Here is a 24,804-nt window from a genome sequence, read left to right on the forward strand (position 1 = left end):
TGCCATGACCCTGAAAGACCGCATCATCCGCCTGATCGAGACCGGCGGCCCCATTCCGGTTTCAACGTTCATGCAACTAGCCCTGCACGATCCGCAGGAAGGCTATTACGCCACGCGGCCCGGTCTCGGCACGGATTTCATCACCGCACCGGAAGTCAGCCAGGTGTTTGGTGAGCTGATTGGCCTCTGGGTCGTGCATGAATGGCGCGCCATGGGCACGCCGAACCCATTCCATCTGGTCGAGATCGGCCCCGGCCGCGGCACGCTGATGGCAGATGCGCTGCGCCTTGCTTACGTCGCCGGCGGTCGCGGATTCGCCGATGCCGCCCAGCTGACCCTGGTGGAGCCGAGCCCTGAGCTGCGCAGCCAGCAGGGCGAAAAACTGAAGGATTACGACCCGGTCTTCGTCGACACGCTGGCCAAGGTGTCTGCCGGACCAATGATTCTCGTCGCGAACGAATATCTGGACTGCCTGCCCGTCCGCCAGTTCCGCAAGGCGGAGGGCCAGTGGCGCGAATGCGTGGTCGGGCTGGATGATCAGGGCGAGCTGACATTCGGCCTGGCGGCAGACGAACAACGTGCACCCGAAGGGGCGGCCGAAACCTCAGAGGCGGTCGAGGTCCAGATCGGGTTTGATTTGCTGGTGGCTGATCTCGTTTCGCGCGCGGCACCAATGCGCGCCCTTTTTGTCGACTATGGGCCCGCCGACGCGACACCTGGCGACAGCCTGCGTGCCTTCAGCAATGGCGAACAGGTCTCCCCCCTCGCCCGTCCCGGCGAGACAGACCTGACAGTCGATGTCGATTTCGGTCGCCTGAAACGTCTGGCCACAAAGATCGGCCTCGACGTGGCAGGCCCGACCCCCCAAGGCATGTTTCTCATGGGGCTCGGCGCACAAGCGCGCCTGAACCAGCTGGTCGAAGCCAATCCGGACCATGCCGAGGCCATCTTCAACAACGCGCAGCGCCTGATCGATCCAAAGGATATGGGCAGCCGCTTCAAGGCAATCTGCCTCTCCACCACGGGCCTGCCCAAGCCTGTCGGGTTTTAAGGCGCCTAGTTGGCAATTGCCCCAATGTGCTGATCGACAAACCCGGCCATCGCACGCAGCGTTTCGATCCGTGTATCGCCATCAGAGAGCCAGTGATCCTCACCTTTCAACTCGACGAGAGTCACATCCTTGCCAGCTTTCTCGAGCGCNCGCTTCATGATCTCGCTCTGCTTAATTGGCACAACTGTATCATCCTTGCCGTGGATCAACAGGACNGGCGCCTGAAAGCGATCTGCGGACCGCGCAGGAGAAATTGAGTTTAACTTCTCGCGCTCGTCATCCAGATGGCCGACATTTTCCTGCCAGTAATCGATCACCCAATGGTCGCGCCCATAGTCCCATTTCACATCCCTCAGGAAAGGGCGCAGATCGGTCACAGGCGCAATCGCCACGACGCAGCTGTAGAGTTCCGGCGTGAATGCCCCGCCNGCCAGCGCCGCATATCCTCCATAACTGGCTCCNACGATGCAGACACGGTCCGGATCAGCCAATCCCTGCTCTACCAGCGCATTCAGGCCATCGGTGATATCATCCTGCATCTTGCCGCCCCATTCGCCTTTTCCAAGGTCTTCATGCTCCGAANAATACCCGGTCGATCCACGGAAATTGGGTTGCAGGACGAGATAGCCGCGATTGGCAAAATACTGCGCCATCCAGTCAAACGTCACCCGGTCATGGGATGCCGGACCGCCATGCGGCATGACAATAAGCGGNAGCGTATTGGCAGTGTGGAGGTCGGCGCCNGCGGGCCAGGTCAGGATAGCTGGAATGTTCAGTCCATCACGGGCGGTGTAGTTGACGGCCACCATCTGACTGATCGCNTCGGGAGGAATGTCNGCGCGCTCATCGGCAATCAGCGTCATCTGACCGGTCTCCAGATCCTGCAGGACATAACTACCCGGCGTATCGCTTCCATAAATCAGATAAAGCAATTTCGACCAATCATCTGTCCACGAAACAAGATGTACTGCAGCCGTTGAGAACTGGTTCACCAGTCCCGAAACGGCTGCATCCACATCTGGATCAAAAAACGTGTAGGATGGAACCGCTCCGGAATATTTGACACCCACAACGAACCTGTTCCCATCACGGATGACCCGCTCGATCATACCGCCTCTTCCGCCGAGAGTAATCGGCGTCTTGTTGCCGTCGAAATCCAGTTCGTAGACGTTTCCGGATTCCTCGTGTGTTTCGCCGTCGGAAAAGATCAGTGCAGACTTGTCGGACTTGATGCCGGTTACACCCGGCGGCGGCTGCGACGTTTCAAGCTCATAGATCAGCTCCCGGTTTCCGTTCAGGTACGTATAGACCCTGTAAGTGTCGGAACCGTTGTCGTAATCCTCCCGCGCGAGCACGGTACCGTCCGTATCCACAAACCAGTCGACTGTATCTCCCGTCCCGCTTTTGAAGAGGCGACCTTTGCCCGTCTTCATGTTGACGCGCACGAGGCTGTAGTTCGGGTCAGAGTAGCGGTCTCCCATCCACGCCGGCATGAAGATGTAGCCGGGGTCTGCGTCGTCGCCGACAATCTTTCCAAGCCCACCCTGCGCTGGATAGATATTGTCCGTACCCCGCAACAGAAACTTCAGTTTCTTGGTTTTGAGGTTGTATGAGAAGGCACCGGAATAATCGAACTCTCCGCGGAATCCGATCACGAATTTCGTTTCGGACGCCCGAATGATGATATTGTCTTCGTCCGCAAACCAAATGCCACGCGTGGCCACATCATCAATCTTGACGTGATACGATTTCTTACGCGTATGAAAATCAAAGGTCACCAGATAATCTGACCCATCGCGTCGCTCGGCATAGGCGACACGGTCTCCGCTCGGCGACAAATCCATGTAGCGGACAGACGGCAACTCACCATAAGATTCAAGCGGCGGGTGGCTCACATCAGCACTGGCAAAAATCTGTCCAAAACCCAGCCAAGCCGACAGAACGGCCAGAATCAAAACCCGCATACAAAACCCCTATAAGTGACACATCACACTATTTATGATGGAGCCGAATGGCAACGCTGGACGCGCCTTTCCCTGAACACCCCCCCTTCCGCTGCGCGAGGCGGGCTTGGCATCGGGCGTGCGGCCCCCATGTCTTGGCTGAGCAAGACAAAGGGCCTTGATGTGGCTGAACTCTCCATTCTCGAACTTGGCCGTGTGCGCCAGGGCTTTACCCGCGCGGACGCCCTGAATGATGCCAGACGCGTCGCCCAACATGCCGAGCAATATGGCTACAAGCGTTTCTGGGTGGCCGAGCACCACAACATGGCGGCAGTCACCACGGCGGCGACCTCCCTCGTCGTGTCGCATATCGCGGCGGGCACGAAAACGATCCGCGTCGGCGCGGGCGGCATCATGCTGCCCAACCATGCGCCCTACATCATCGCCGAACAGTTCGGCACGCTGGAGGCGCTGTATCCGGGTCGGATCGATCTCGGCCTTGGCCGCGCGCCCGGCACCGACCAGATGACGCTGCGCGCCTTGCGGCGGGACGTGAACAGCGCCGACCGCTTCCCGCAGGACGTGCTGGAATTGCAAGCCTGGCTCGGCCCGGTCGAAGACGGCCAGAAGATCGAAGCCGTGCCGGGCTCGAACTCCAATGTGCCACTCTGGATTCTGGGCTCCAGCCTTTTCGGAGCCCAGGTCGCGGCCGCCTATGGCATGCCTTACGGGTTTGCATCGCATTTTGCACCGCAGGCATTGGATGACGCGCTCGCCACTTATCGCGCCAATTTCCAGCCCTCAGCTCAGCTTGAAAAGCCTTATGCGCTGATCGGCGTGAACATCATCGCGGCGGAAACGACTGAGGAGGCGAAATATCTCGCTACATCTCAGCAAATGTCATTTGCCAATCTGGTGCGCGGCGAGCGGAAGCTTACCCAGCCACCGATTGACGACATCGACACCTATTGGACACCGGAAGAGAAACTGCGCGCCCAGCATATGCTGAATTTCAGCATCATAGGGGACCGTGATGAGATCAAACGCGGTGTCGACGCGCTGCTCGAACGCACAAATGCCGACGAGTTGATGATCGTCTCGGACATGTATGATGTCGACAAGCGCCTGCGCTCATTCGAGATTATCGCGGATGTCGTTAAAAACTGATCCGTCAGCCTGTCCGGCTTGGATCAGGATGGGCGCTTGATCACATTATGGTCGTCCAGCAGCACGACATTCGGCGCATGCTGGCGGGCCTTGTCAGCTTCAACGCCGGCAAATGCCGCGATGATGACCTTGTCGCCCACAGCGAAATGACGGGCCGCTGCACCGTTCACACCAATCGTCTTGGAGCCGCGCGGCGCTTCCAGCGCATAGGTCTGAATGCGGGCACCATTGGTCACGTTCCAGATATCCACACGCTCATTCGGCAGAATGCCGGATGCATCCAGCAGATCCTGGTCGATCGAGACCGAACCTTCATAGTGAAGGTCACACTGCGTAACGGTTGCAGAATGAAGCTTGGCTTTCAGCATATTGAGCAGCAAGGACGTACCCTCCGGAATTATGATGAGCGCTCTTTTTGCTCATATTGAGCATATAGGTGGGCCTGCCCCCTCGCGCAAGGGCGCTTATTGCATCGCAGCAAATATGAGTAAAGACGGATTGGCCGCTACAGGCTTCATCTTTGCGCGAGGTCAATCATGTGCCCGCTCACATTCCCCTATCGCTGGATTTTACCCGTAAACCGCTCGCCTTCCACGAATCCCTCTGTTAACTATCGGTAAGGCCGGGGAGAGCTTCTAAGGGGACCAACACCATGAAACAGACGTCAGCAGCAGTCCTGGCCGCATCGCTCATCGTGGCCGGGTGCGCCTCCAGTCCGACGTCCGGCTCCTCTTCGCCGCCATCCACCTCGCCCACCAGCCCTTCGGGACCCGTTCGCGGAATCCCGAACCCGAATGACAATGATTTCCTTGGCGACCCGACCCCGACCGTTAATCGGCATACCGGTCGCGCGAGCAGCGGCGCTGTACCGGCCAAGGACTACCTGCCCTATATCGACGTCGCGATTGATGAGGCGGCCGTCTATTCCGAGTTCGGGGACATGCTGCAGGACAGGTACACTCGAATACAGATCGTGACGCTGAAACCGGACGCCTACGACATGGATGGTGTGACATCCGGCGTGCGCAGCCAGGAAACCGAAAGCCGCAATTACGACAAGGAAAGCCGCAACTGGATTTCCCGCATGATGTCCTCGCGCAGTATCACCCGCACACTGATCGCTGAGTTTGACGTGGCGAAGCCGGATATCACCGCAACCAATGCGCTCTTCTCGTCCACATTCTCTTCCAACAATCGCGAGGGGGAAAGCTGGACGACGAATGAAAGCCTCTCGGTCTATGCAACCCCCTATTTCAAGGTTGGTCCGAACACGACGATTGAAGCCCGCTTTCGTCTCCAACTGTCGGACGAGAAGGAATCGTCTGCCAGTGCCAATGTCATGGGCGCATTGACGACGGCCGCGAACCTGATCGCACCGACATCCACGCTGGTGACCTATTTCAACGCGCCACTGATGCAGGAGGCCTCGACCTTCCTGAACACCTCCACCAGCACATTGTTCGGCCAATCCATTACCGAGCAATCCGTCAGCGCCTTCTCCGTAAAGTCGTGGACGGACAAACCCATCCTTGTCGTGTCCGCCCAGATGCCAGATGCGAACGATATCAAGGATACGCGCAAGAAGGGCGCCATCGGCCAATGGGCCGTCTATCTCGACCAGCCCATCCCGTCGATCTTTACAGCTGGCGTGTCCGATGCCGGGTATCCGGATTATACTGGCGTGACGTCAGGCGACATTCTCGCCTTTGATGTGGGAGAGGATCTGACGGTGTATGATTACATCTTCTCCCGGCTCGATCTCGCTGACCGCATCTCCTATCTGAATGATACGGCAGACCCGGATGTTGCCGGATTGATCTGCAACCGGATCGAGCGCGGCCTGTCCGAAATCGGTTTCACGTCCTACGACGCGGCCGCTGCTGTGTGGGCCGCATCCGTCTCAGACCAATTCAATGGCAGCGCAAAGGCAGCCTTCCAGGGCGAAAACACCTGCGAAGCGATGATCCGCTGGCACGCGCTCGGCGGCTGAACCGGAACAAATCGGCCCGGGCCACGTCAATAGAGGCGAATATCCCTTCAGGAGCGCCTCATGCCAACATCCGTCAAAATTCTGCACACCGAACCCGTCACGCACGATGTGCGTCGCTACCGTGTTGAGAAACCCGACGGATTCCAGTTCGAGCCCGGTCAGGCAACCGAAATTGCGTTGGACAAGGATGGCTGGCGGGACGAAACGCGCCCCTTCACATTCACCGCCCTGCCCGATGCGGACACGCTCGAATTCACCATCAAATCCTATCACGATCATGACGGTGTCACGCACGAGTTATGGTCAATGCAAGCAGGAGACGCCCTCCTGCTGGACGAAGCGTGGGGCACGATCACTTACAAGGGCCCCGGCGTCTTCATTGCAGGCGGCGCGGGCGTCACGCCCTTCATCGCCATCTTGCGAAAGCTCGCCGCCGACGGAAAGTTGAACGGGCACACCCTGATCGCCTCTCACAAGACCGAGAAGGACATTATCCTGCGTGAAGAATTCGAGGCGATGGACGGGCTCGACTGCATCTGGACAGTCACGGGCCAGGACGGCTCGCCGCTTGATCGCGGGAAGATCGACAAGGGTTTCCTGCAGCACCATGTCCGAGACTTTGACCAGCAATTCTATGTCTGCGGCCCCGACAAGATGATCGACGACATCAAGAGCACGCTGAAAGACCTGGGCGCGGACGCAGACGGCATTACATTCGAGGAATAGGACCTCGCTTAGCGATACTGACAAGGCCGTGAAGTTGAGACCCGTCTTCCGGAATGCCAGAACCTCTTCATGCACCACGTCCTGATAATCAATGGGCACCAGCCCTTTCCAACGTCTTCCGGATCACTCAACGCGGCATTTGTCGAGCGCGCGAAAAGGCTGTTCGANGACTCAGGCTGGATTGTTCGGTCCAGGCGTGTTGCCGATGGATGGGACACGGAAGAAGAAGTCCGAAACCAGCTTTGGGCCGATGCCATCCTGTTCCAGTTTCCCTTGAATTCCATGGGCCTTCCCTGGCCGCTGAAGCGCTACCTCGATGAAGTGTACACGGCCGGCATGGACGGGCGCCTGTCGAAGGGCGACGGACGAAGCCGAAAAGACCCCTCCCGTCAGTATGGCAGTGGCGGAAGGATGACCGAGACACGCTACATGTTGTCACTGACCCTGAATGCGCCCGGGTCCGCCTTCAATAATCCTGAACAGGTCTTCTTCGAAGGTCGGTCAGTCGAAGACCTGCTCTGGCCAATCCATTTGAATTTCCGCTTTTTCGGGATGCAAGCCCGCCCCAGCTTTGCTGCGCACGACGTGTCAAAGGCACCCAACATCGAAGCCGATTTCGAACGGTTCGATGATCATTTGAAACAAGCGTTTTCGCTGGGCGGATCAGCCGCCTGAGGACAGGAAGTGCGCCACCACACGCCGTTTATGCGGCGCATCCCTGTGTTCGAACAGGTAAATTCCCTGCCAGGTGCCAAGAGCCATGTGTCCGCCCGTCACCGGAATCGAGAGCGACGTTTGTGTCAGGGCTGCCTTGATATGGGCGGGCATGTCGTCCGGCCCCTCGGTGCGGTGCACAAGGTAACTCATCGACGGGTCACTCGCATGCGGCACGAGCCGCCGGAAGAATGCCTGTAAATCACGCTGCACATCGGGATCTGCGTTTTCCTGAATGACGAGCGAGCAGGATGTGTGCTGGCAGAACAGGGTCAGCAAGCCGTCGCCTGCCCCTGCCACAAACTCCGCGGCATCGCGTGTAAATTCGTAAAGGCCGGAACCCCGGCTCTGAATCGTGAGTTGTGTCTGCATGCCTTCCGGATATCGCGCCCGACCCGGAGGATCAATCGCGACGTGAATTTGCAGGATGACGGGGTTTGGCGCAGCCTGTATCCAGATAGTAACGATAGTTGGATCAGCTCGGAGGTGGGACATGCGCTGGAAAGATGGACGTCGCGGCGGGAACGTTGAAGACAGGCGCGGCATGAGCGGCGGCAAGCTGGCCGGTGGCGGCATCGGTTTCGTGCTCATCGCCCTGGTTGTCTCCTATTTTCTTGGAATTGACCCACAGCCGCTCCTCGAAGCCGGAAGCGGCATGTCCAGCCAGCAGCAAACCGGCGATGTCGGCACACCGGAAGATGAGGCCGGCCAGTTCGTGGATGTTGTCGGCACCAATGTGAACGATGTCTGGGCGAACCTCTATGATGGCTACAAGAAGCCAAATGTCGTGATCTATTCCCAGGGCACCGGCACGGGCTGTGGCTATGGTCAGGCCGCGATGGGCCCCTTCTACTGCCCCGCTGACCAGACCATCTATCTGGACCTGTCTTTCTGGCAGCAGATGGAGACCCAGCTTGGCGCATCCGGCGCAGACTTCGCCCGCGCCTATGTCATCGCGCATGAGTTTGGTCATCACGTTCAGACCCTTACGGGTGCGTCCCAGCAAGTGCGCCAGGCGCAACAGCGCGCCGGCAGCCAGGCAGAAGCGAACAAGTATTCGGTCGCACTGGAACTGCAGGCAGACTGCTATGCAGGCGTGTGGGCCGCCCATGCCGCCACGGCATCAAATGGAAGGGTTGCGCTGGAGCGCGGCGACATGGAAGAAGGACTGAAAACAGCCAATGCCATTGGCGACGACATGCTGCAGAAGCGTTCTCAGGGTCGCGTCACCCCAGAAGCGTTCACGCACGGCTCTGCCGAACAGCGCATGGAGTGGCTGAGCCGAGGCTATCAGACCGGCGATCCACGCCAGTGTGACACATTCAACTGAGCCCACCCGTTTCGGCGGAGGGCCGAGACAGGAAGGGAGACGCCGCGATGACCGACGGCAAGCCATTGGGATTTGACACCCAGCAAATTCACGCCGGAGCAAACCCGGATCCGGCCACCGGTGCCCGTCAGGTGCCGATCTACCAGACGACCGCCTATGTGTTCCGCGACGCGGACCATGCCGCCGCGCTCTTCGGCCTTCAGGAAGTTGGCTACATCTATTCCCGTCTTACCAACCCGACGGTTGGCGCGCTNGGCGACCGGATCGCCGCGCTCGAAGGCGGCGCTGGCGCAGTCTGCTGCTCCTCTGGCCACGCGGCCCAGATCATGGCGCTCTTCCCACTGATGGCGCCGGGCCGCAACATCGTCGCCTCCACCCGCCTCTATGGCGGAACGATCACCCAGTTCAGCCAGACCTTCAAACGCTTCGGCTGGTCCGCCACCTTTGTGGACTTTGACGATCTCGACGCCGTGAAGGCTGCGATCAATGACGACACGCGGGCCATCTTCTGTGAGACCATCGCCAATCCCGGCGGCTACATCACTGATCTGGACGCAATTGCCGAAATCGCCGACGGCGCAGGCATCCCGCTGATCGTCGACAATACGACAGCCACGCCNTATCTCTGCCGCCCGATCGAACATGGCGCGACGCTTGTTGTTCACTCTCTGACGAAATACATGACCGGCAATGGCACGGTGACCGGCGGGGCGATTGTCGATTCCGGAAAATTCGACTGGTCCGCCTCTGACAAGTTCCCGTCCCTGTCGCAACCGGAACCGGCCTATCACGGCCTGAATTTCCACGAGACGTTCGGCCCGGCGGCCTTCACCTTCCACGGCATNGCCATCGGCCTGCGCGACCTTGGCATGACGCTGAACCCGCAAGCTGCGCACTATACGTTGATGGGCATCGAAACGCTCTCCATGCGGATGGAAAAGCATGTCGCAAATGCGAAGAAGATTGCCGCCTGGCTGGAAGGCCATGACGCTGTGGCAGGCGTCACCTATGCCGGGCTGGACTCCTCACCCTACAAAGATCGCGTGCCGAAGATCTGCCCGAAAGGCGCAGGGGCNCTGTTCACCGTCCAGCTGAAGGACGGTTATGAGGGCTGCACGAAATTTGTCGGCAATCTTCAGCTGTTCAGCCATGTGGCGAACCTTGGCGACGCGCGCAGCCTGGTCATCCACCCAGCCTCGACCACGCACCGCCAGCTGACACAGGCCCAGCAGATCGCCGCGGGCGCCGCCCCTGACACGGTCCGCCTCTCCATCGGCATCGAAGACGCCGACGATTTGATCGCAGATCTGGATCAGGCGCTGAAGGCTTAGACGCCTCACAAAACACAAAAAAGGCGGCCTCGACGGGCCGCCTTTTTCATGTTCGGTACACTTCTGCTCTTAAGTATCCAGGAAACTCCGCAGTTTGCGGCTGCGGCTCGGATGCTTCAGCTTGCGGAGCGCTTTCGCCTCAATCTGGCGAATACGTTCGCGCGTCACGCTGAACTGCTGGCCGACTTCTTCCAGCGTGTGGTCCGTGTTCATACCAATACCGAAGCGCATGCGCAGCACGCGTTCTTCACGCGGGGTGAGCGAGGCGAGCACGCGCGTCGTTGTTTCGCGTAGGTTTGACTGGATCGCGGCGTCGACGGGCAGAAGCGCCATCTTGTCCTCGATGAAGTCGCCAAGGTTTGAATCCTCGTCGTCGCCAATTGGCGTCTCCAGGGAGATCGGCTCTTTCGCGATCTTCAGAACCTTGCGGATCTTCTCCAGCGGCAGGCCCAGCTTCTCGGCGAGCTCCTCCGGGGTCGGCTCGCGGCCGATCTCGTGCAGCATCTGGCGCTGGGTACGGATGATCTTGTTGATCGTCTCTATCATGTGCACCGGGATACGGATCGTGCGCGCCTGGTCCGCAATGGACCGGGTGATCGCCTGACGGATCCACCAGGTCGCATAGGTCGANAATTTGTAACCGCGGCGATATTCGAACTTATCCACCGCCTTCATCAGGCCGATATTGCCTTCCTGAATTAGGTCGAGGAATTGCAGGCCGCGATTGGTATATTTCTTCGCGATGGAAATCACGAGGCGGAGGTTTGCCTCAACCATTTCCTTCTTCGCGATACGGGCCTCGCGCTCGCCCTTCTGCACCGTCTGGACGATGCGGCGGAAATCATCAATCGGAATACCGATTTCCTGGGCAATCTCTGAGATATTGTCCCGGCTCTCGGTGATCTCGGCTTCCTTGCCCTCGGCAAAGCGTTTCCACTTGGCAGACAGGCCTTTGACCTGGTCCAGCCAGTCGGGCTCCAGCTCGCGGCCGAAATAGTTTTCGAGGAATTCCTTGCGCGGCACGCCATAGGCATCGCCCATGCGCATCAGCTTGCCTTCCATGCCCATCAGCTTCTTGTTGATGGCATAGAGCTGTTCGACCAGCGCTTCGATCCGGGCATTGTTGATGTGGATCGTTTTCAGGTTTTCGACGATGGAATTGGAAAGCTCGTCATACTCTTCCTGTGCCTTCGGCGTCAGGTCCTTGCCTTCCAGCCGACGGGTAACGAGCTTGTCCTGCAGCTTGCGATACTTCGCAAAGTCGTCAGCAATCTCGTCCAGCTTGGCCAGAACGCCATCGCGCAGCTCGGCCTCCATGGCGGACATGGACATCGCCGCAGCATCATCCTCATCCTCGTCATCATCGTCTGAGGAGTCTTCGCCTTCGGCTTTCGCTTCGTCGGCTTCGTCTTCCTCTTCCTTGGGCTTGGGCTCAGGCGGCGGGTTTTCCGCGCCATAGGTCGCCTCAAGATCGATCAGGTCACGCAGCAGGATCCGCTCATTCACGAGCTCGTCGCGCCACACCATCATGGCTTCGAAGGTCAGCGGGCTTTCGCACAGGCCGCGGATCATCGCGTCGCGGCCAGCCTCGATGCGCTTGGCAATGGCGATCTCGCCTTCGCGGGACAGCAATTCCACCGCGCCCATCTCGCGCAGGTACATGCGCACCGGGTCATCGGTCCGGTCAGAACCGCGGGCGTTGCCTTTCTTGGCCACGACCTTCTTGTCTTCGATCTTGGTGAGCGCCTTGCCCTCGGCTTCGGCCTCTTCCTCGTTCTCGACCACGGCGATGCCCATTTCGGAAATCTGGGACATCACGTCCTCGATCTGGTCCGAGGTCATCTCGTCATTGGGGAGAAGGGCATTGATTTCATCATGCGTGATGAAGCCGCGCTTCTGAGCGCGTTTCAGGACCTTCTTGACGTCTGTCGCACTGAAGTCGACCAGGCCGTTTTCATTGTCCTTGTCGTCTTCACGGTCGCCGTCACCTGAGACGTTCTTTTTCTTGGTGGCTGTTGCCATTCAATTCTCTCCTGTGAGGAACCGGCTGCGCCTGCCGGAACCCTCCCGAAATATTGCCTGCCCTGTTAGCTTTCGCTGACTGATCCTGCTGCCTTGTTCATGCGGCCCCGTGGGGCCGTTCGGTTCTCAACGGGCCTGAGACGCCTGTGCCATACCGGTGACAACAGGGTCGATCCATCGCACGCAGCATCTTTCATGCCACGGTCAGAACCAGCCGCGTGTGAACGTCCGTCTACCATGTGGTGCTCGGTGGCCTTGGGCCAGTCCTTTGCCTCGGGTTCTTTGACCGCGTTCAGAGGCGTCTTTGGATCGTCGTTGAGCAATTTGGCAGCGCGCATGTTCCCAAGTTACGATAAATGGGCACGGAATGCGTTGCGGTCAATAGGTTTTCCTGCGTTTCGGTCCGGATTGCCTACTCGTTGGACCCATCCTGCTTGAACCAGGGGTTTTTCTCTTCGAACTGTTTCCAGAAATCGCCGATATTGGCCTTGCCCATCGCCTTTTCCTGCTGGTCGACCAGAACCCGTTCCTCATGCGCCTTGCGCCGCTCTGCCACCAGTCGCCGCTTCAGTTTCAGGCGGCGCACCTCGTCGTCCGCAGATGGGGCCGTGTCGACGGGAATGAAGACCTCGATGGCAGCCTTCCAGGACTTGTAGGCTGGCTCGTCTGTCCGAATGCGAGAAATGCGGGTCATGTCGATCTGCGACAGCTCATGCTCATGCCCCTCGCGCACCAGCAGGTCACACACGGCCTGCAGGCTGAGCTCCTCATCCTCGATCAGGAAGTCGACAATCACGTCGCGCAGCCGGTTCGACATCGGATTGCGGAAATCGGCTGCAATCAGGATCTCCTCCATGCCNGACAGGATGGCAGGGCTCATCACCGCCTGCATCAGCAGAAGCACGCCGGGGTTTTGGCGGCCGCCCTTATTCGCCTGAATACCCGGCTGNGNNCCAAAGGCCGGCGCGCCGCCCTGCCCCCGGCCACCGGGCTTGCCCTTGGTAAATCCATTCTGCCGCTTGGCTTGGCGCAGCTGCCAGAAATGGTCTCGCATCCGCGATTTCAGATCGCGCTCATAGGCNGCCTTCACGCCAGGATGCTTGATCTGTGCCGCCGCCTGCATCAGGCGCGCCTCCAGTCCCGCCTGACGCTCCGGCGTGTCCAGCGGCTCCGCATCGCGCTCGCGCAGCCAAAGCAGTTCTGACAATGGAATGCGCGCTTCCAGCGCTTCGCCCATCGCCACGGGCCCGCGCTCACGGATCAGGTCGTCCGGATCCATGCCATCCGGCAGCAGCACGAAAAACAATGACCGCCCNGGCTCGACATGCGGCAGCGCCCGATCCACCGCGCGATAGGCTGCGCCAAGCCCCGCCCGGTCGCCATCAAAACACAGGACGGGCTCCGGACCGGCGCGCCAGAGCAGGCTGATCTGCTCCTCGGTCAGCGCCGTGCCGAGCGGGGCAACCGCCTGTCCGAAACCGGCTTCGGTCAATGCGATGGCGTCCATATAACCTTCGCAGACAATCAGGCCGCCGCCCTCGCCATGCCCCAGAGCTTCACGGGCCGCCTTGTAGCGGTAGAGCACGCGGGATTTGTGGAATAGCGGCGTATCGCCGGAATTCANNTATTTCGGCTTCGCATCCGGCGTCAGCGCACGGCCACCAAAGGCGATGATCCCNCCCCGGCTNTCCGGAATGGGGAACATCAGGCGNCCCCGGAATGCGTCATAGGGCTCACCGCCGCGATCACTTTCCTTGGTCAGGCCCGCNTCNAGNATCTCGGCCTGTGTGAAGCCTTCGGCCTTCAANTGNGCGCTTGTCTTGCGCCAATCATCCGGNGCATAGCCCAGCCGGTGACGCTTCCAGGCGGCAGGCTTCAACCCGCGCCCTTCAAGATATTCCCGCGCGCNGGCACCTTCAGAGGATTGCAGCCTCTCTTCGAAATAGGCCGCCGCCGCCTCGCAGACCTCCTGCAGGCGCTTGCGATGATCATAGGCTTCGGCAGCGCGCGGATCTGCCNTGGGCAGTTCCATGCCGGCTTCNTCGGCCAGCTTCTCGACCGCCTCCATGAAGGACAGGCGCTCNGTTTCCATCACGAAGCTGATAACGTCGCCGCCCATGCCGGACGAGAAGCATTTGAAGATGCGCTTCTGGTCGTTGACGTAAAAGCTTGGCGTCTTCTCTGCGGTGAATGGCGACAGGCCGACCCATTCCTTGCCCTTTTTTGTCAGCTTCACCTTGCGGCCGATCACGTCCGAAGGCCGGATACGGGCCTTCAGCTCATCAACAAAACCATCAGGGATGCGGACAGTNGAACTCATNGTTTGGCAGTTTACCTTCATTGGCGCGGCGGGGAAACGCTNTCGCCCAGATGTGTCGGTGGAAAAACAGAAAAAGGGCCCCGCGCCAGCAGGGCCCCCTTCTTTGATCAAATGTCAGATCAATTAGTCGATGTCAGCGGTAAAGCTCATCGCGTTGGTAAANTCTTCCTCAGANAGGTCGATCATCATTTCACCNTCGCTGTCGCCTTGCGACACGACGATCTTCGCCGGGTTGATCAGGAANCGCTCATCCGTGACAGCATCGACGATGCCGTTCGAAACCACGGCGTACTTGGCCGTACCATCCGTCTTCATGATCATGTCCGTCACGCGAACATCCTTGTCATTGAAGCCGAGGCGGACATTCGTACCGGTCAGCTCGGACGCGAGNCGATAATCGTTCAGACCTTCCTGTTCGAACTCCTGCAGATCGTCCAGCATGTCCTCTGTCAGGTCCATGCGGGCTTCAGGCTCGCCTTCCTCGTCAAACCAGATCTCGGCCTGATCNAANGAAACCGTGTGGAGATCGCCGGCAAATCCATCGCGGATGACCAGCATTGGCTGCATGGTGCCTGACGCCAGAAGCACGTCTTCAACTTCGCCAACTTCTTCGCCATTGGCATCAGTGACGTCTTCACCGATCAGCTCAGATGTCAGGAATTCGTCGGAGGCGAGCACGTAATCGTCACGCTCGATCTCAGCCTGGTCTGCATCGCCCATNGCGACCCGCGTATCGACNTNGAAATCGTCCTCGGTNGCGTCGCCGCTCGCATATTCAGCGTCATAAGCCGCTGTTTCGGTCATCACAGCCGANTCNTTGTCAGCGGTTTTCGTGTGGGTTTCNGCACCGGAACACGCNGCAGCACCCANCATCAGGGCAGCAGCACTCGTAGTCAGAAAAAGCCGTTTCATTTCAAAGTCCTTTCGTTGTCTATCAACACACAACAAACGGACCGCTCCCGGCCTTAGTTCCAACCTTTCGCAGAATTAACCAGCTCTGTACGGCTTATTTCGCCGCTTCCTTGTTNGCCGTGAGCGCCTTGCGCATCACCTTTCCGGCGGGGCCGGATTCGATCTTGCCGGGATAACGCTCTTTCAGCGCGGACATGCAGCGGCCAATGTCTTTCAGCTTGGTCGCGCCAAGATCCTCGACCACTTCTTCCACGGCGGCTTCCAGCGCCTTGGTGCACAAAGGCTCCGGCAGAAACTTCCGGATGATCTCGATTTCTTCGCGCTCGCGCATCGCATCTTCAATGCGGCAGGCTTCATCATGCTCGCGCGCGGCTGTTTCACGNTGGGCAATCATGGTTTCCAGCACGTTGCGCACATCGGCGTCCGGGCAGCCCTCGGTGTCGCCGCGCCCACGCGCGCAGACATCCCTGTCCCGAATGGCAGCGTCGATGAGACGAAGCGTGGACAAACGGGTCGTGCACCCTTCGTCTTTCTCACGTTCCGCATTCAGCGCCTGCGCAACACGAGCCTTCAAGGTCATCATGTCAGATTTGTCTTCGTGGCCCATTCAAAATACGCCTTTCACACCAACAACGTCTTACTATGCTTGACGTTGCGGGGACTCAGTCCCATTACCCGGAAAATATGTCGTCAGAAGGTATTAACCGTCTGACAATGATCCCGGAAGGCAAGCCAAATATGTCCGAACAGAGCAAAAAGCAAGCCAGCACAACCGCCACGGGAGCCATCGCCTTGTCTGATGGCACTATTTTCCTGGGGACAGGCGCAGGCGCCGAAGGTGTTCATGTGGGTGAACTCTGCTTCAACACCGCGATCACAGGCTATCAGGAGATCCTGACAGACCCCTCCTACTCCTCCCAGATCGTGCTGTTCACCTTCCCGCACATCGGCAATGTGGGCTCAAACCCTGACGACCATGAGGAATCCTCGGCGCCGGGCGCAAATGGCGCTTGCGGCACGATCTTCCGCGAACCCATCACACCGGCTTCCAATTGGCGTTCCGGCGAGGAATTCGGCGACTGGCTGGCCCGCCGCAACATCGTGGCCCTGTCCGGCGTCGACACGCGCGCCATCACTCGCCTCGTACGCGAGCAAGGCATGCAGAAGGCAGCGATCTGCAACAAGCCAGACGGCAATATCGATCTTGATGCTCTGGTTGAAGCCGCGCGCGGCTGGCAAGGGCTGGAGACAGCCGATCTGGCGGCCGATGTCGACACCGACACACCTTTTGAAAACGCTCAGCGCCTCTGGCAAGTAGCCGGCGGTTTCAGCGACATGGAAAACGCCGACCATCACGTCGTGGTCGTGGATTTCGGCGTGAAGAAGAACATCCTGCGCAACCTCGCCCAGGTCGGCATCCGCACCAGCGTCGTGAATGGCGATGCCACCGCCGAAGAGATCTTCGCCCTGAACCCTGATGGCGTGGTCTTCTCGAACGGCCCCGGCGATCCGGCGGCCACCATCGCGCGTTCCGGCGACATGATCCGCGCCGTCATCGACAAGGGCCTGCCGATCCTCGGCATCTGNCTNGGCCACCAATTGCTGGCCCTGTCGCTGGGCGCGAAGACCATGAAAATGGCGCAAGGCCATCATGGCGCGAACCACCCGGTAAAAGACCTGGCGACCGGCAAGGTCGAGATCGTGTCCATGAATCACGGCTTTACAGTTGATCCGTCGACGCTTCCGGCAGGCGTGGAAGAAAGCCANCGCTCGCTGTTCGACGGCACGAATTCCGGCCTCGCCGTGAAAGACCGCCCGATCATCTCCGTGCAGCATCANCCGGAGGCGAGCCCCGGCCCGCAGGACAGCTTCTACCTGTTCCAGCGCTTTGCGGACCTGATGGCGGCGCACAAGGCCTGATCCGGCCAACGCGCTCCCGACAATTGACCCACCGATGATCGCCCCTCCTCCCCTCCCGGGTGACAACCGTATCGGCTGCGTGGTGGATGACCTCGCCGACAAAGGCTGGTCATGGCATCCCGGCCTGCTGCCGGACACCTTGTTGCGAGCCCTGCGCGAAGAGATCGAGACGCTGGATGCGGAGGCCGCGCTGGCGCCTGCCGGTATTGGCCGCGACGATGCCTTTCAGGTCGACCGCTCCATTCGCAAGACCCGCATTACNTGGCTGGACGATTCAAGCGATGCGCAGCGCGCCTTCTCGGCCTGGGCCGAAACCTGGCGACAGGCGCTCAATCGCCATCTGATGCTGGGCCTGTTCGAATTCGANGCCTGTTTNGCCGTCTATCCGGAAGGCGGCTTCTATGATCGCCATCTCGACAGTTTTGAAGGCGCGCGAAACCGTATCGTGTCGCTGGTTGTCTATCTCAATGACACATGGGACGCAGCCGATGGCGGCGCCCTGCTCGTCTGGCCGGAAGGGGCAAGCGAAGACGCGCCGCATGTCGCCACGCTCGTGCCGGAAGGCGGCGGGGTCGTGATGATGCTNTCAGAGACAATCCCTCACGCCGTGCAGCGCACCGAGCGCCTGCGCTACGCGATTGCGGGCTGGTGGCGCGTCAATCCCGNGACCGATGGCATACCGATCCCGATATCGTGAGCGGCAGACTATTTCATCTGGCGCAGCATGCTATCCAGCGCGCAGCAAATCGAATCCACGGTAACGCCGTCTATGTTGCGGGCAAGCGCCAGGCCTGCCCCGTGCAANGCCCCCTGNACAATAACGGAAAGCGTTGAAGCGCGGTCGTCGGCGATCAAACCGCGCTGAACGAGATACCCGATCGCCGAGCGCACGACTTCTCGTCCGACATCTCTCTCATTCGACATCCANTCCGTCATGCCGAGCACACCCCGCCCTTCAATCAGGACAATGCGCTGGAAATCCGGCCGCGTGGTCCATTCCAGATAGCGACGGCACCCTGCGAGGATCGCCTGGTAGGGATCGTCCGGAGACCGGTTGGCAAGCGCAGCTTTCTGCGTATCCCTCGCCATGTCGGTCTGCAGATTGGTCCAGACTTCAAGATACAGGGCCTGCTTGTTCTCGAAATGGTGGAACAGCGCCCCTTTNGTAATNCCGGCATCAGCGACGATGCTGGACAGGCTCGCTTCAAANCCCTCCGAGGCAAAGCGCTGCCGGGCCGCTTCCAGGATGGCGGCGCGCGTTTCGGGAGCATTTCTCGTTCTTGATCTGGNCATATTAGCTTTGCGGTTGTCGAGCTAACATACCAGTGGTATGTAAAAACACCAATGTGGAGGTTCAGAAGCACTGAGTTTCTGGATCGGTACCACCATCAAGACACCAGGCTGGGTGGCATACCGATACTGCATTGCCAAAGTGGGACGCGGGACGATTGTGGAGACAGACACCCTGTCTGGCTCCATGATCGTCTTTTCCATTTCAGGCTTTCTTGCACACAAACATGGCCATTTGGACAAAAGGGCCCACCGTGATGGCAGGCCCTTTCCGGATAGAATTGGGTGTCGCCTATTCGGCGGATGTGAACGNNACTTCAGCNGTCAGGGCATCTTCATCGCTCACGAAGCCAGGCTGGCCGGCACCAATTGAGAGAATTGCCGTGCTGCCTTCTGGCGTCACCGGATTGCCGTCGGTGTCGTAATAGCCGATCCGGTCTGGCGAGAGATCGAACTGAATCTCCGCGCTCTCGCCCGGTGCCAGCTCCACCACGTCAAAGGCGACCAGTTCAATGCGCGGTACGCCCTCATGCGCGCGGTCCTGATGCTGGATGTAGGCCTGCACCACTTCCCTGCCCGCCATGTCGCCGGAATTCGTCACCGTTGCGCTGACCGTCAGCGGCTCGGACGCATCATGCGTCTCCGGCACCGACAAGCCACCATAGGTGAAGTCGGTGTAGGACAGGCCATGCCCGAACGCGTANAGCGGCTCACCCTCAAAGTATTTGTAGGTCCGGTTCGCCATCGAATAATCGAGGAAGTCCGGCAAATCGTCGACTGACTTGTAGAACGTTACCGGCAAACGGCCAGACGGCGAGAAATCGCCCCAGAGCAATTCGGCGATTGCCTTGCCNGCCTGCTCGCCCGGATAGAAGGCCTGCACGATGGCCGGCAGGTTCTCATCTTCCCAGTTCAGTGCCATGGCGGAGCCTGAGAAGTTCACCATCACGACCGGCTTGCCCGTGGCGTGNAGTTTCTTCAGCAGCTTTTCCTGGCTTTCCGGCAGCTTGATGTGCGTACGGTCACCACCAAGGAAGCCGTCCAGCTCCACGCCCATCTCCTCGCCTTCCAGATTGGCATCGATGCCGCCGAAGAACAGGATCACATCCGCGCCTTCNGTTGCCGCCAGGGCTTCGGCTTCAAGATCGCGCGAAACATCCGTCCAGTTGAGATAGGCATACTTGTCCAGCTGATCGCGCGGCCAGCCACTGTCGAACTTCAACACCATGCGGACAGCGTAGGATTCGCCGGCCTGCATCTCGACATTGTCCATCTCGCCGACGGTTTCGCCATTGATGGTCACCTCGGTCCAGCGTGAGGGCTGGAAGCGATAGACACCATCCGTCTCCGGAACGATCACACCTTCCCAGGTTGCGCTGAACTCATCATTCAGACCGCTCGTGCTGGGCGTACGATCCCAGTAGAAATCGATGTTCGATTCGACCTGCTCCAGCGTCGGTGCGCCTTCGAGCTCCTTGTTGTCGTAATAGGCCGCCTTCACGCCGGACACGAGATTGCCATCCGCGTCTTCGTGGAAGAGCACCGATGCTGGCACAGGCTTGTAGTCCGAGTAATTGTCGCCAGCGATGGTAGATCCCACCGCATAGGTGACATTCTCTTCGCCGATCTTTGCCTTGATGCCCTCCAGCGCCGTGACGGGCTGCGTCGGGCGACCATAATAATTGGCAACCAGCGTCCACCAATTGTCGGCATTCGGACCAATNACGGCAACTTTNGTATCCGCNGCCAGGGGCAGNANGCCATCATTCTTCAGCAGGACAAGGGACTGACGCGCAGCATCTGCAGACAAGTTGATGTGCGGCTCACTGGCCACGATCTCGTGCGGTGTCTGCGCCCAGTGCACATCGGCAGGGTCATCATACATGCCAAGGCGGAACAGGGCGGTGTAAAGCCGCTCAACCGACTGGTCGATGGTCGCTTCATCGATCAGGCCTTGCGCCACGGCGTCTGGCAGGGCGTCCATCTTGTTGCCTTCGCCATCACCGCAATTGAGGTCCGTGCCCATCTTCACGGCGAGCGCGGCCGCTTCGGCGCGCGTATTCACATAATCATGTGCCGCATACGGCGCTTCACCCGCCGCATGCTTTTCCTCATCATAGTAAAAGTCACCAATCGCGCCGCAATCAGAGACGACATAGCCGTCAAACTTCAGTTCATCGCGCAACAGGTCGACCATCAGGCGTTCACTGCCACAGGCTGGTGCGCCCCAGACAGCATTGTACGCGCACATGACAGAGCCGACATCGGTCTCATCGAACGCCATCTTGAAGGCCGGCAGATAGGTTTCCCAGAGGTCGGCATCAGATGCGTGATAGTCATCGCGGTGGCGCGACGGCTCCGGCCCGGAATGCACAGCGTAATGCTTCACGGTCGCGATCGCCTTCAGGTATTTCTCGTCATCGCCCTGAATGCCGCTGATGAAATTCACGGCCATGCGGCCTGTCAGGAACGGATCTTCCCCATAGGTCTCCTGTCCCCTGCCCCAGCGCGGATCGCGGAAGATGTTGATGTTCGGAGACCAGAAGGTCAGGCCGCCATACATGGCGTAGACATCTTCAGAGGCGTAATAGTGATGCTTGGCGCGGCCCTCATCAGAGATGACCGTGGCCACATCCAGCATCAGGTCTTCATCCCAGGTGGCTGCCATGCCGATGGCCTGTGGGAAAACCGTGGCGTGGCCTGCGCGCGCGACGCCGTGCAGCGCCTCGTTCCACCAATTGTACTCATGTATGCCAAGGCGCGGAATGGCAGCGGCCTTGTCATACATCTGGCTGGCTTTTTCCTCCAGCGTCATGCGGCTGACGAGGTCTTTCGCCCGCGCTTCCGGGCTGAGGGAGGCGTCCATATAGGGCGGAATCTGTGGCGTCGCCTCGACCGGCGCTTCAACGAGGTCTGCCTGGGCTTCCTCGGCCGGGGCCGTCGCGCAGCCCGCAAGCAAAGCGACAGAGGCCGCAGCGCCTAATAAGTTGAATTTGTTGAGTATTCCATGCCGACGCATAGCCATGCCGTTCTCCCTGTGACGTTTCTCACGGGGCGAAATGGATCAATACGCCCCCTTATCGAGGCGTATTGTTGCACGCTAACATTTTTTTCGCCAGACGCTTTTTCGAGCTTTTTTTCAAGCGGCCTCAAACGGGCTTCAGCGTCTTGGGGTCCAAACCGCCCATGCGGCAGACCTCTTTCCACTCATTCGCCTTCACCGGCTGCACCGACAGGCGGAACGAGGTCACAAGGCTCATATCTTCCAGCTTCGGATTGGCCTTCACATCCTTCAGCTTCACAGGCTTGGGCATGTCGGCCAGCGCCTTGACGTGCACGCAGTCCCAGCGCGGGTCATCGGTTGTGGAATCCGGGGCGCTTTCGGCGCAGATCTCCACCACGCCAACCACTTCCAGCCCCTTGTTTGAATGATAGAAGAAAGCGCGGTCGCCGATCTTCATGTCGCGCATGAAATTGCGGGCCTGGTAGTTGCGGATGCCGTTCCACTCTTCGCCCTCATCGCCCTTGGCCTTTTGCTCGTCCCAGCTCCAGGCGTCGGGTTCGGATTTGAACAGCCAGTATTTCATCGGTCCTGCCTCGTCTTTTCTGCCACATCAGGAACTAACGGGATTCCGGGCAGCGTCCAGTGCTGCGCCGATCAGCCGGTCATACAGCTGCCAGCCCTTGTAGCGATACATGTCACGATCAACCCGCGCCCACGCATCGGCAAAGGCGTCGATATGGCCCGGCGTGGCCAGCGCGGCCCGCAGCGGATCATTCACCACGCGAATGGTGAACAGCACCGCGCCTGTCTCCGGCATCTTGCGGATCGTCTGGCGCTCCACCCGAAGATGAAGCTGGTCCAGCGCATCCGCCTCGGCCATCTCCGCCGCCATTTCCTTCAGGGGCGCAGAGCTGGGCGTGAACCGCGCATTGCCTGGCTGGACCGACCAATTGCACCGCTCAAGGATGAAATCCGGGCGCAGGCCGTCAAAGATGCGGGAGATGCGCTTTGCCAGTCCGGGATCGCCGCCGGGCACCGGGCTGTGCAGGCCGCCGAGCGGCTGCTCGAACTTTTCAGACAGGCGCCAATAGGTCGGCGCGCACAGGCTGGCGGCTCTCAATCGCCACAGCCCGTCTTCGCTGCGGATCATCACGCAGAGATCATCTGACACGGTGGAAGATGCCGCCTCCAGCGCCGTGGGCCAGTCATCGCGCGCAGGGCCGGCCACGGCCAGCACGGCCTCCGCCACTTCTGCCATCTCCGCATCCGCATCGCGCGCCGCGAACACGGCATCGCGCTGCTCCCGCATCAGGGCGCGCTTGTCGGTGAGCCATGACCCGGCCTCTGTATCCGGCAGCAACCAGGCCTCTGGCGCGATTGGCTTCAGCCCCGGCGCAATACCGGGTGGACCATCCAGGAAAGGCAGGTAGGGAGGCTGTCGCACGCCCGTGTTCTACACCGCGACGGCGCTGCCCCAGCTGACAAAGCCAGCAATCTTGGGCGTCGATGGCAGATACATGGTTTCAGCTTCGTCCAGTCGGAACCCCGCTGTCGCCAGCATGGCCTCAGTATCGCGCGTCAGGTGACAGCCGCCCGCCAGGGGCTTCCAGATCGGCTCGATCCGGCGCTGCCATTTCGCGACCCCTTCATCTGGCGCGAGGCCGTGTTCAGAGAACAGGATCTTCCCGCCGGGCTTCAGCACACGGCGGACTTCCTTCAGCGCCGCTTCCCAATCCGGGATGGTGCAGAGCACAAAGGTGATCACGACTGTGTCGATCGAATTGTCTTCGAGCGGAATGGATTCCGCGCCGGTCTGGAGAAAGTCAATATGGTGTCCAATGCCAAGGCTGCCAGCGGCTCGCCGCGCCTTGTCCAGCATCACTTCGGATGGCTCCAGCGCGTAAAGATGGTCAATCTTGCTGGCATCATACAGCGCGAAATTCGTGCCGGACCCTGACCCGATCTCCAGAACGCGGCCGCTTGCCTGCGGCACCACCTTCTCACGCTGCTTCATGATCGGCTTCGTCTGGCAAGCGCACGAGACCAGGTGCGGGACAACGTAACGGTCCCACGGGTTCACTGGGAAGACTCCTGCGTCGAGCTGTAACCCGGATAGCGCTGTTTCTGGATCAACACCTTCGTCGCTTCGCTGGGGCGCGCAATCAATGCGTCCTGAGAGATGTTCACCACATACTCGAACCCGTCGCCCATCGGCTGGTAGGTGGCTGAGCCGTATTGCGCATCAATGCCAAACCGCCCGCCCTGCTCCTGCGCCATGCGGTGCACGTCAAAGCCGGGATTGGCGGCCAGCGCGATTCCATTCGTCGTCGCCTCGGTCACCGCTTCCGGCGTGAACCGGCGCGACAGGCGGCCTTCGATAAAGTCGAGGCGGTAGATCGAGTCATAGCCGAGCATATTGGCCATGGGTTTGAACTTGATCACCTGCGCGCCGATTTCGAATTCATTGCCACGCAGGATCGGCTGGGCGCCATTCTCTTCCAGCAGCTTGCGGCCATCCGAGAAGGTCAGGTCCAGCACATAGGCGTTCTCTTCGCCTTCAACGGCTTCGAACTTGATGTTCGCTGCATAGCGTTCCTTGGTCAGGCGCTGATAAGTCTGCAGATTCAGGCCCGCAAAGGCCACGACGCCCGCCAGCGCCAGAAATGCGACCCCGAAGGTCAGCCGGAACGCCCCGGAACCCGCTTTCAGTTTTGCCAGTTTTCCGAAGCCCGCAAACAGCAGCATCAGGCCAATCACGGCCGCGATTGCTGGCAATATCCACCAGATCAGTCCCATTCAACCACACCTCCTGATAACAGGTCCGGATCGGCCCCGCCTTCCACCTGCCAATGACTATAACAGCTTCTTAACGTTTGTTTAGCGCATCGCGCAGCCTTCCGTTCCCTCGCAGTCCCCACCTGACTGAAAGCTGAACATGGTCATTTTTGAAGCAGTCGAAAACGACGCAAAGGAAAGTTCTATTTCCCCTGCCCAGTCCGGATAAATCCTGCTAACGCCCAGAATATGTCATTTCGCGATTTCGTCCTTCTCTTTGCCGTCTGCCTCGTCTGGGGCCTAAATATC

22 protein-coding genes are annotated in these 24,804 nt (G+C 59.6%); 9 read left to right on the forward strand and 13 right to left on the reverse strand.

The genetic code is table 11. The features are described from left to right. Positions 1-4 precede the first annotated feature (4 nt). Positions 5-1,051, forward strand: coding sequence for an SAM-dependent methyltransferase (locus CBB91_RS07980; protein ID WP_273013351.1), 1,047 nt, complete (start codon positions 5-7; stop codon positions 1,049-1,051). Positions 1,052-1,056: 5 nt separating this feature from the next. Here the strand turns inward: CBB91_RS07980 and CBB91_RS07985 are convergent, their stop codons facing one another. After that, positions 1,057-3,015 (reverse strand): alpha/beta fold hydrolase, encoded by a 1,959-nt coding sequence (locus tag CBB91_RS07985; RefSeq protein ID WP_273013353.1) that lies wholly within the window; start codon positions 3,013-3,015, stop codon positions 1,057-1,059. A 162-nt stretch (positions 3,016-3,177) separates the two neighbouring features. Here CBB91_RS07985 and CBB91_RS07990 point away from each other — a divergent pair, with 162 nt between their 5' ends. Then, positions 3,178-4,161, forward strand: a complete 984-nt coding sequence (locus tag CBB91_RS07990; protein WP_345906768.1) for an LLM class flavin-dependent oxidoreductase — start codon at positions 3,178-3,180, stop codon at positions 4,159-4,161. 23 nt (positions 4,162-4,184) lie between these two features. On the opposite strand, the gene panD is transcribed toward CBB91_RS07990, so the two are convergent. Further along, a complete protein-coding gene (gene panD, locus CBB91_RS07995; protein WP_273013356.1) occupies positions 4,185-4,541 on the reverse strand; it encodes an aspartate 1-decarboxylase in 357 nt (118 codons plus the stop codon). Positions 4,542-4,813: 272 nt separating this feature from the next. Between panD and CBB91_RS08000 the strand changes: the two genes are divergently transcribed. From CBB91_RS08000 to CBB91_RS08010, 3 genes are all read left to right on the forward strand, one after another. Next, positions 4,814-6,151, forward strand: a complete 1,338-nt coding sequence (locus CBB91_RS08000; RefSeq protein WP_035546884.1) for a hypothetical protein — start codon at positions 4,814-4,816, stop codon at positions 6,149-6,151. Positions 6,152-6,211: 60 nt separating this feature from the next. Next, entirely contained in the window at positions 6,212-6,877 is a 666-nt protein-coding gene (locus tag CBB91_RS08005) for an FAD-binding oxidoreductase (protein ID WP_273013358.1), read from the forward strand. Between the two features lie 69 nt (positions 6,878-6,946). After that, positions 6,947-7,552, forward strand: a complete 606-nt coding sequence (locus CBB91_RS08010) for an NAD(P)H-dependent oxidoreductase (RefSeq protein WP_273013360.1) — start codon at positions 6,947-6,949, stop codon at positions 7,550-7,552. Here CBB91_RS08010 and CBB91_RS08015 read toward each other — a convergent pair. Next, positions 7,541-7,963, reverse strand: a complete 423-nt coding sequence (locus tag CBB91_RS08015) for a YjbQ family protein (protein WP_345906769.1) — start codon at positions 7,961-7,963, stop codon at positions 7,541-7,543. The two genes, CBB91_RS08010 and CBB91_RS08015, sit on opposite strands and share 12 nt — an antisense overlap. A 121-nt stretch (positions 7,964-8,084) precedes the next feature. On the opposite strand from CBB91_RS08015, the gene CBB91_RS08020 reads away from it, so the two are divergent. Together CBB91_RS08020 and CBB91_RS08025 are read left to right on the forward strand one after the other, a co-directional pair. Then, on the forward strand, positions 8,085-8,921 hold the full coding sequence (locus tag CBB91_RS08020; RefSeq protein ID WP_273013363.1) for a neutral zinc metallopeptidase: 837 nt from the start codon (positions 8,085-8,087) through the stop codon (positions 8,919-8,921). A 47-nt stretch (positions 8,922-8,968) separates the two neighbouring features. After that, a complete protein-coding gene (locus tag CBB91_RS08025; RefSeq protein WP_273013365.1) occupies positions 8,969-10,252 on the forward strand; it encodes an O-acetylhomoserine aminocarboxypropyltransferase/cysteine synthase family protein in 1,284 nt (427 codons plus the stop codon). Between the two features lie 69 nt (positions 10,253-10,321). Here CBB91_RS08025 and rpoD read toward each other — a convergent pair whose 3' ends face one another. The 4 genes from rpoD to CBB91_RS08045 all read right to left on the reverse strand — a co-directional run bounded on the left by rpoD (position 10,322) and on the right by CBB91_RS08045 (position 16,113). Further along, a complete protein-coding gene (gene rpoD / locus CBB91_RS08030; RefSeq protein WP_273013367.1) occupies positions 10,322-12,274 on the reverse strand; it encodes an RNA polymerase sigma factor RpoD in 1,953 nt (650 codons plus the stop codon). 412 nt (positions 12,275-12,686) lie between these two features. Beyond that, positions 12,687-14,594, reverse strand: coding sequence for a DNA primase (dnaG, locus tag CBB91_RS08035; RefSeq protein WP_273013369.1), 1,908 nt, complete (start codon positions 14,592-14,594; stop codon positions 12,687-12,689). A gap of 123 nt (positions 14,595-14,717) precedes the next feature. Next, complete coding sequence (locus CBB91_RS08040; protein ID WP_273013371.1) at positions 14,718-15,398, reverse strand: PRC-barrel domain-containing protein; 681 nt, start codon at positions 15,396-15,398, stop codon at positions 14,718-14,720. Between the two features lie 202 nt (positions 15,399-15,600). Continuing rightward, on the reverse strand, positions 15,601-16,113 hold the full coding sequence (locus tag CBB91_RS08045) for a GatB/YqeY domain-containing protein (RefSeq protein WP_273013373.1): 513 nt from the start codon (positions 16,111-16,113) through the stop codon (positions 15,601-15,603). 131 nt (positions 16,114-16,244) lie between these two features. Here CBB91_RS08045 and carA point away from each other — a divergent pair, with 131 nt between their 5' ends. Together carA and CBB91_RS08055 are read left to right on the forward strand one after the other, a co-directional pair. Next, the gene (carA, locus tag CBB91_RS08050; RefSeq protein WP_345906770.1) at positions 16,245-17,426 is read left to right on the forward strand and encodes a glutamine-hydrolyzing carbamoyl-phosphate synthase small subunit; all 1,182 of its coding nucleotides are present in this window, start codon (positions 16,245-16,247) and stop codon (positions 17,424-17,426) included. Positions 17,427-17,460: 34 nt separating this feature from the next. Further along, the gene (locus CBB91_RS08055; protein WP_273013375.1) at positions 17,461-18,123 is read left to right on the forward strand and encodes a 2OG-Fe(II) oxygenase; all 663 of its coding nucleotides are present in this window, start codon (positions 17,461-17,463) and stop codon (positions 18,121-18,123) included. An 8-nt stretch (positions 18,124-18,131) separates the two neighbouring features. On the opposite strand, the gene CBB91_RS08060 is transcribed toward CBB91_RS08055, so the two are convergent. The 6 genes from CBB91_RS08060 to CBB91_RS08085 form a co-directional block, all read right to left on the reverse strand. Then, a complete protein-coding gene (locus CBB91_RS08060; protein ID WP_273013377.1) occupies positions 18,132-18,719 on the reverse strand; it encodes a TetR/AcrR family transcriptional regulator in 588 nt (195 codons plus the stop codon). A gap of 289 nt (positions 18,720-19,008) precedes the next feature. Continuing rightward, complete coding sequence (locus CBB91_RS08065; protein WP_273013379.1) at positions 19,009-21,741, reverse strand: glycoside hydrolase family 3 C-terminal domain-containing protein; 2,733 nt, start codon at positions 21,739-21,741, stop codon at positions 19,009-19,011. A gap of 124 nt (positions 21,742-21,865) precedes the next feature. Beyond that, positions 21,866-22,303: an EVE domain-containing protein gene (locus tag CBB91_RS08070; RefSeq protein WP_035546921.1), complete on the reverse strand. Its 438-nt coding sequence runs from the start codon at positions 22,301-22,303 to the stop codon at positions 21,866-21,868. A gap of 27 nt (positions 22,304-22,330) precedes the next feature. Further along, complete coding sequence (locus CBB91_RS08075; RefSeq protein WP_273013381.1) at positions 22,331-23,164, reverse strand: DUF3445 domain-containing protein; 834 nt, start codon at positions 23,162-23,164, stop codon at positions 22,331-22,333. 9 nt (positions 23,165-23,173) lie between these two features. Beyond that, positions 23,174-23,734, reverse strand: coding sequence for a class I SAM-dependent methyltransferase (locus tag CBB91_RS08080; protein ID WP_241764105.1), 561 nt, complete (start codon positions 23,732-23,734; stop codon positions 23,174-23,176). A gap of 62 nt (positions 23,735-23,796) precedes the next feature. Beyond that, positions 23,797-24,516, reverse strand: coding sequence for a hypothetical protein (locus CBB91_RS08085; protein ID WP_051602368.1), 720 nt, complete (start codon positions 24,514-24,516; stop codon positions 23,797-23,799). Positions 24,517-24,804: the final 288 nt, after the last annotated feature.

The organism is Hyphomonas sp. TMED31 (assembly GCF_002172815.1).
GTDB classification, from domain to species: Bacteria; Pseudomonadota; Alphaproteobacteria; order Caulobacterales; family Hyphomonadaceae; genus Hyphomonas; species Hyphomonas atlantica.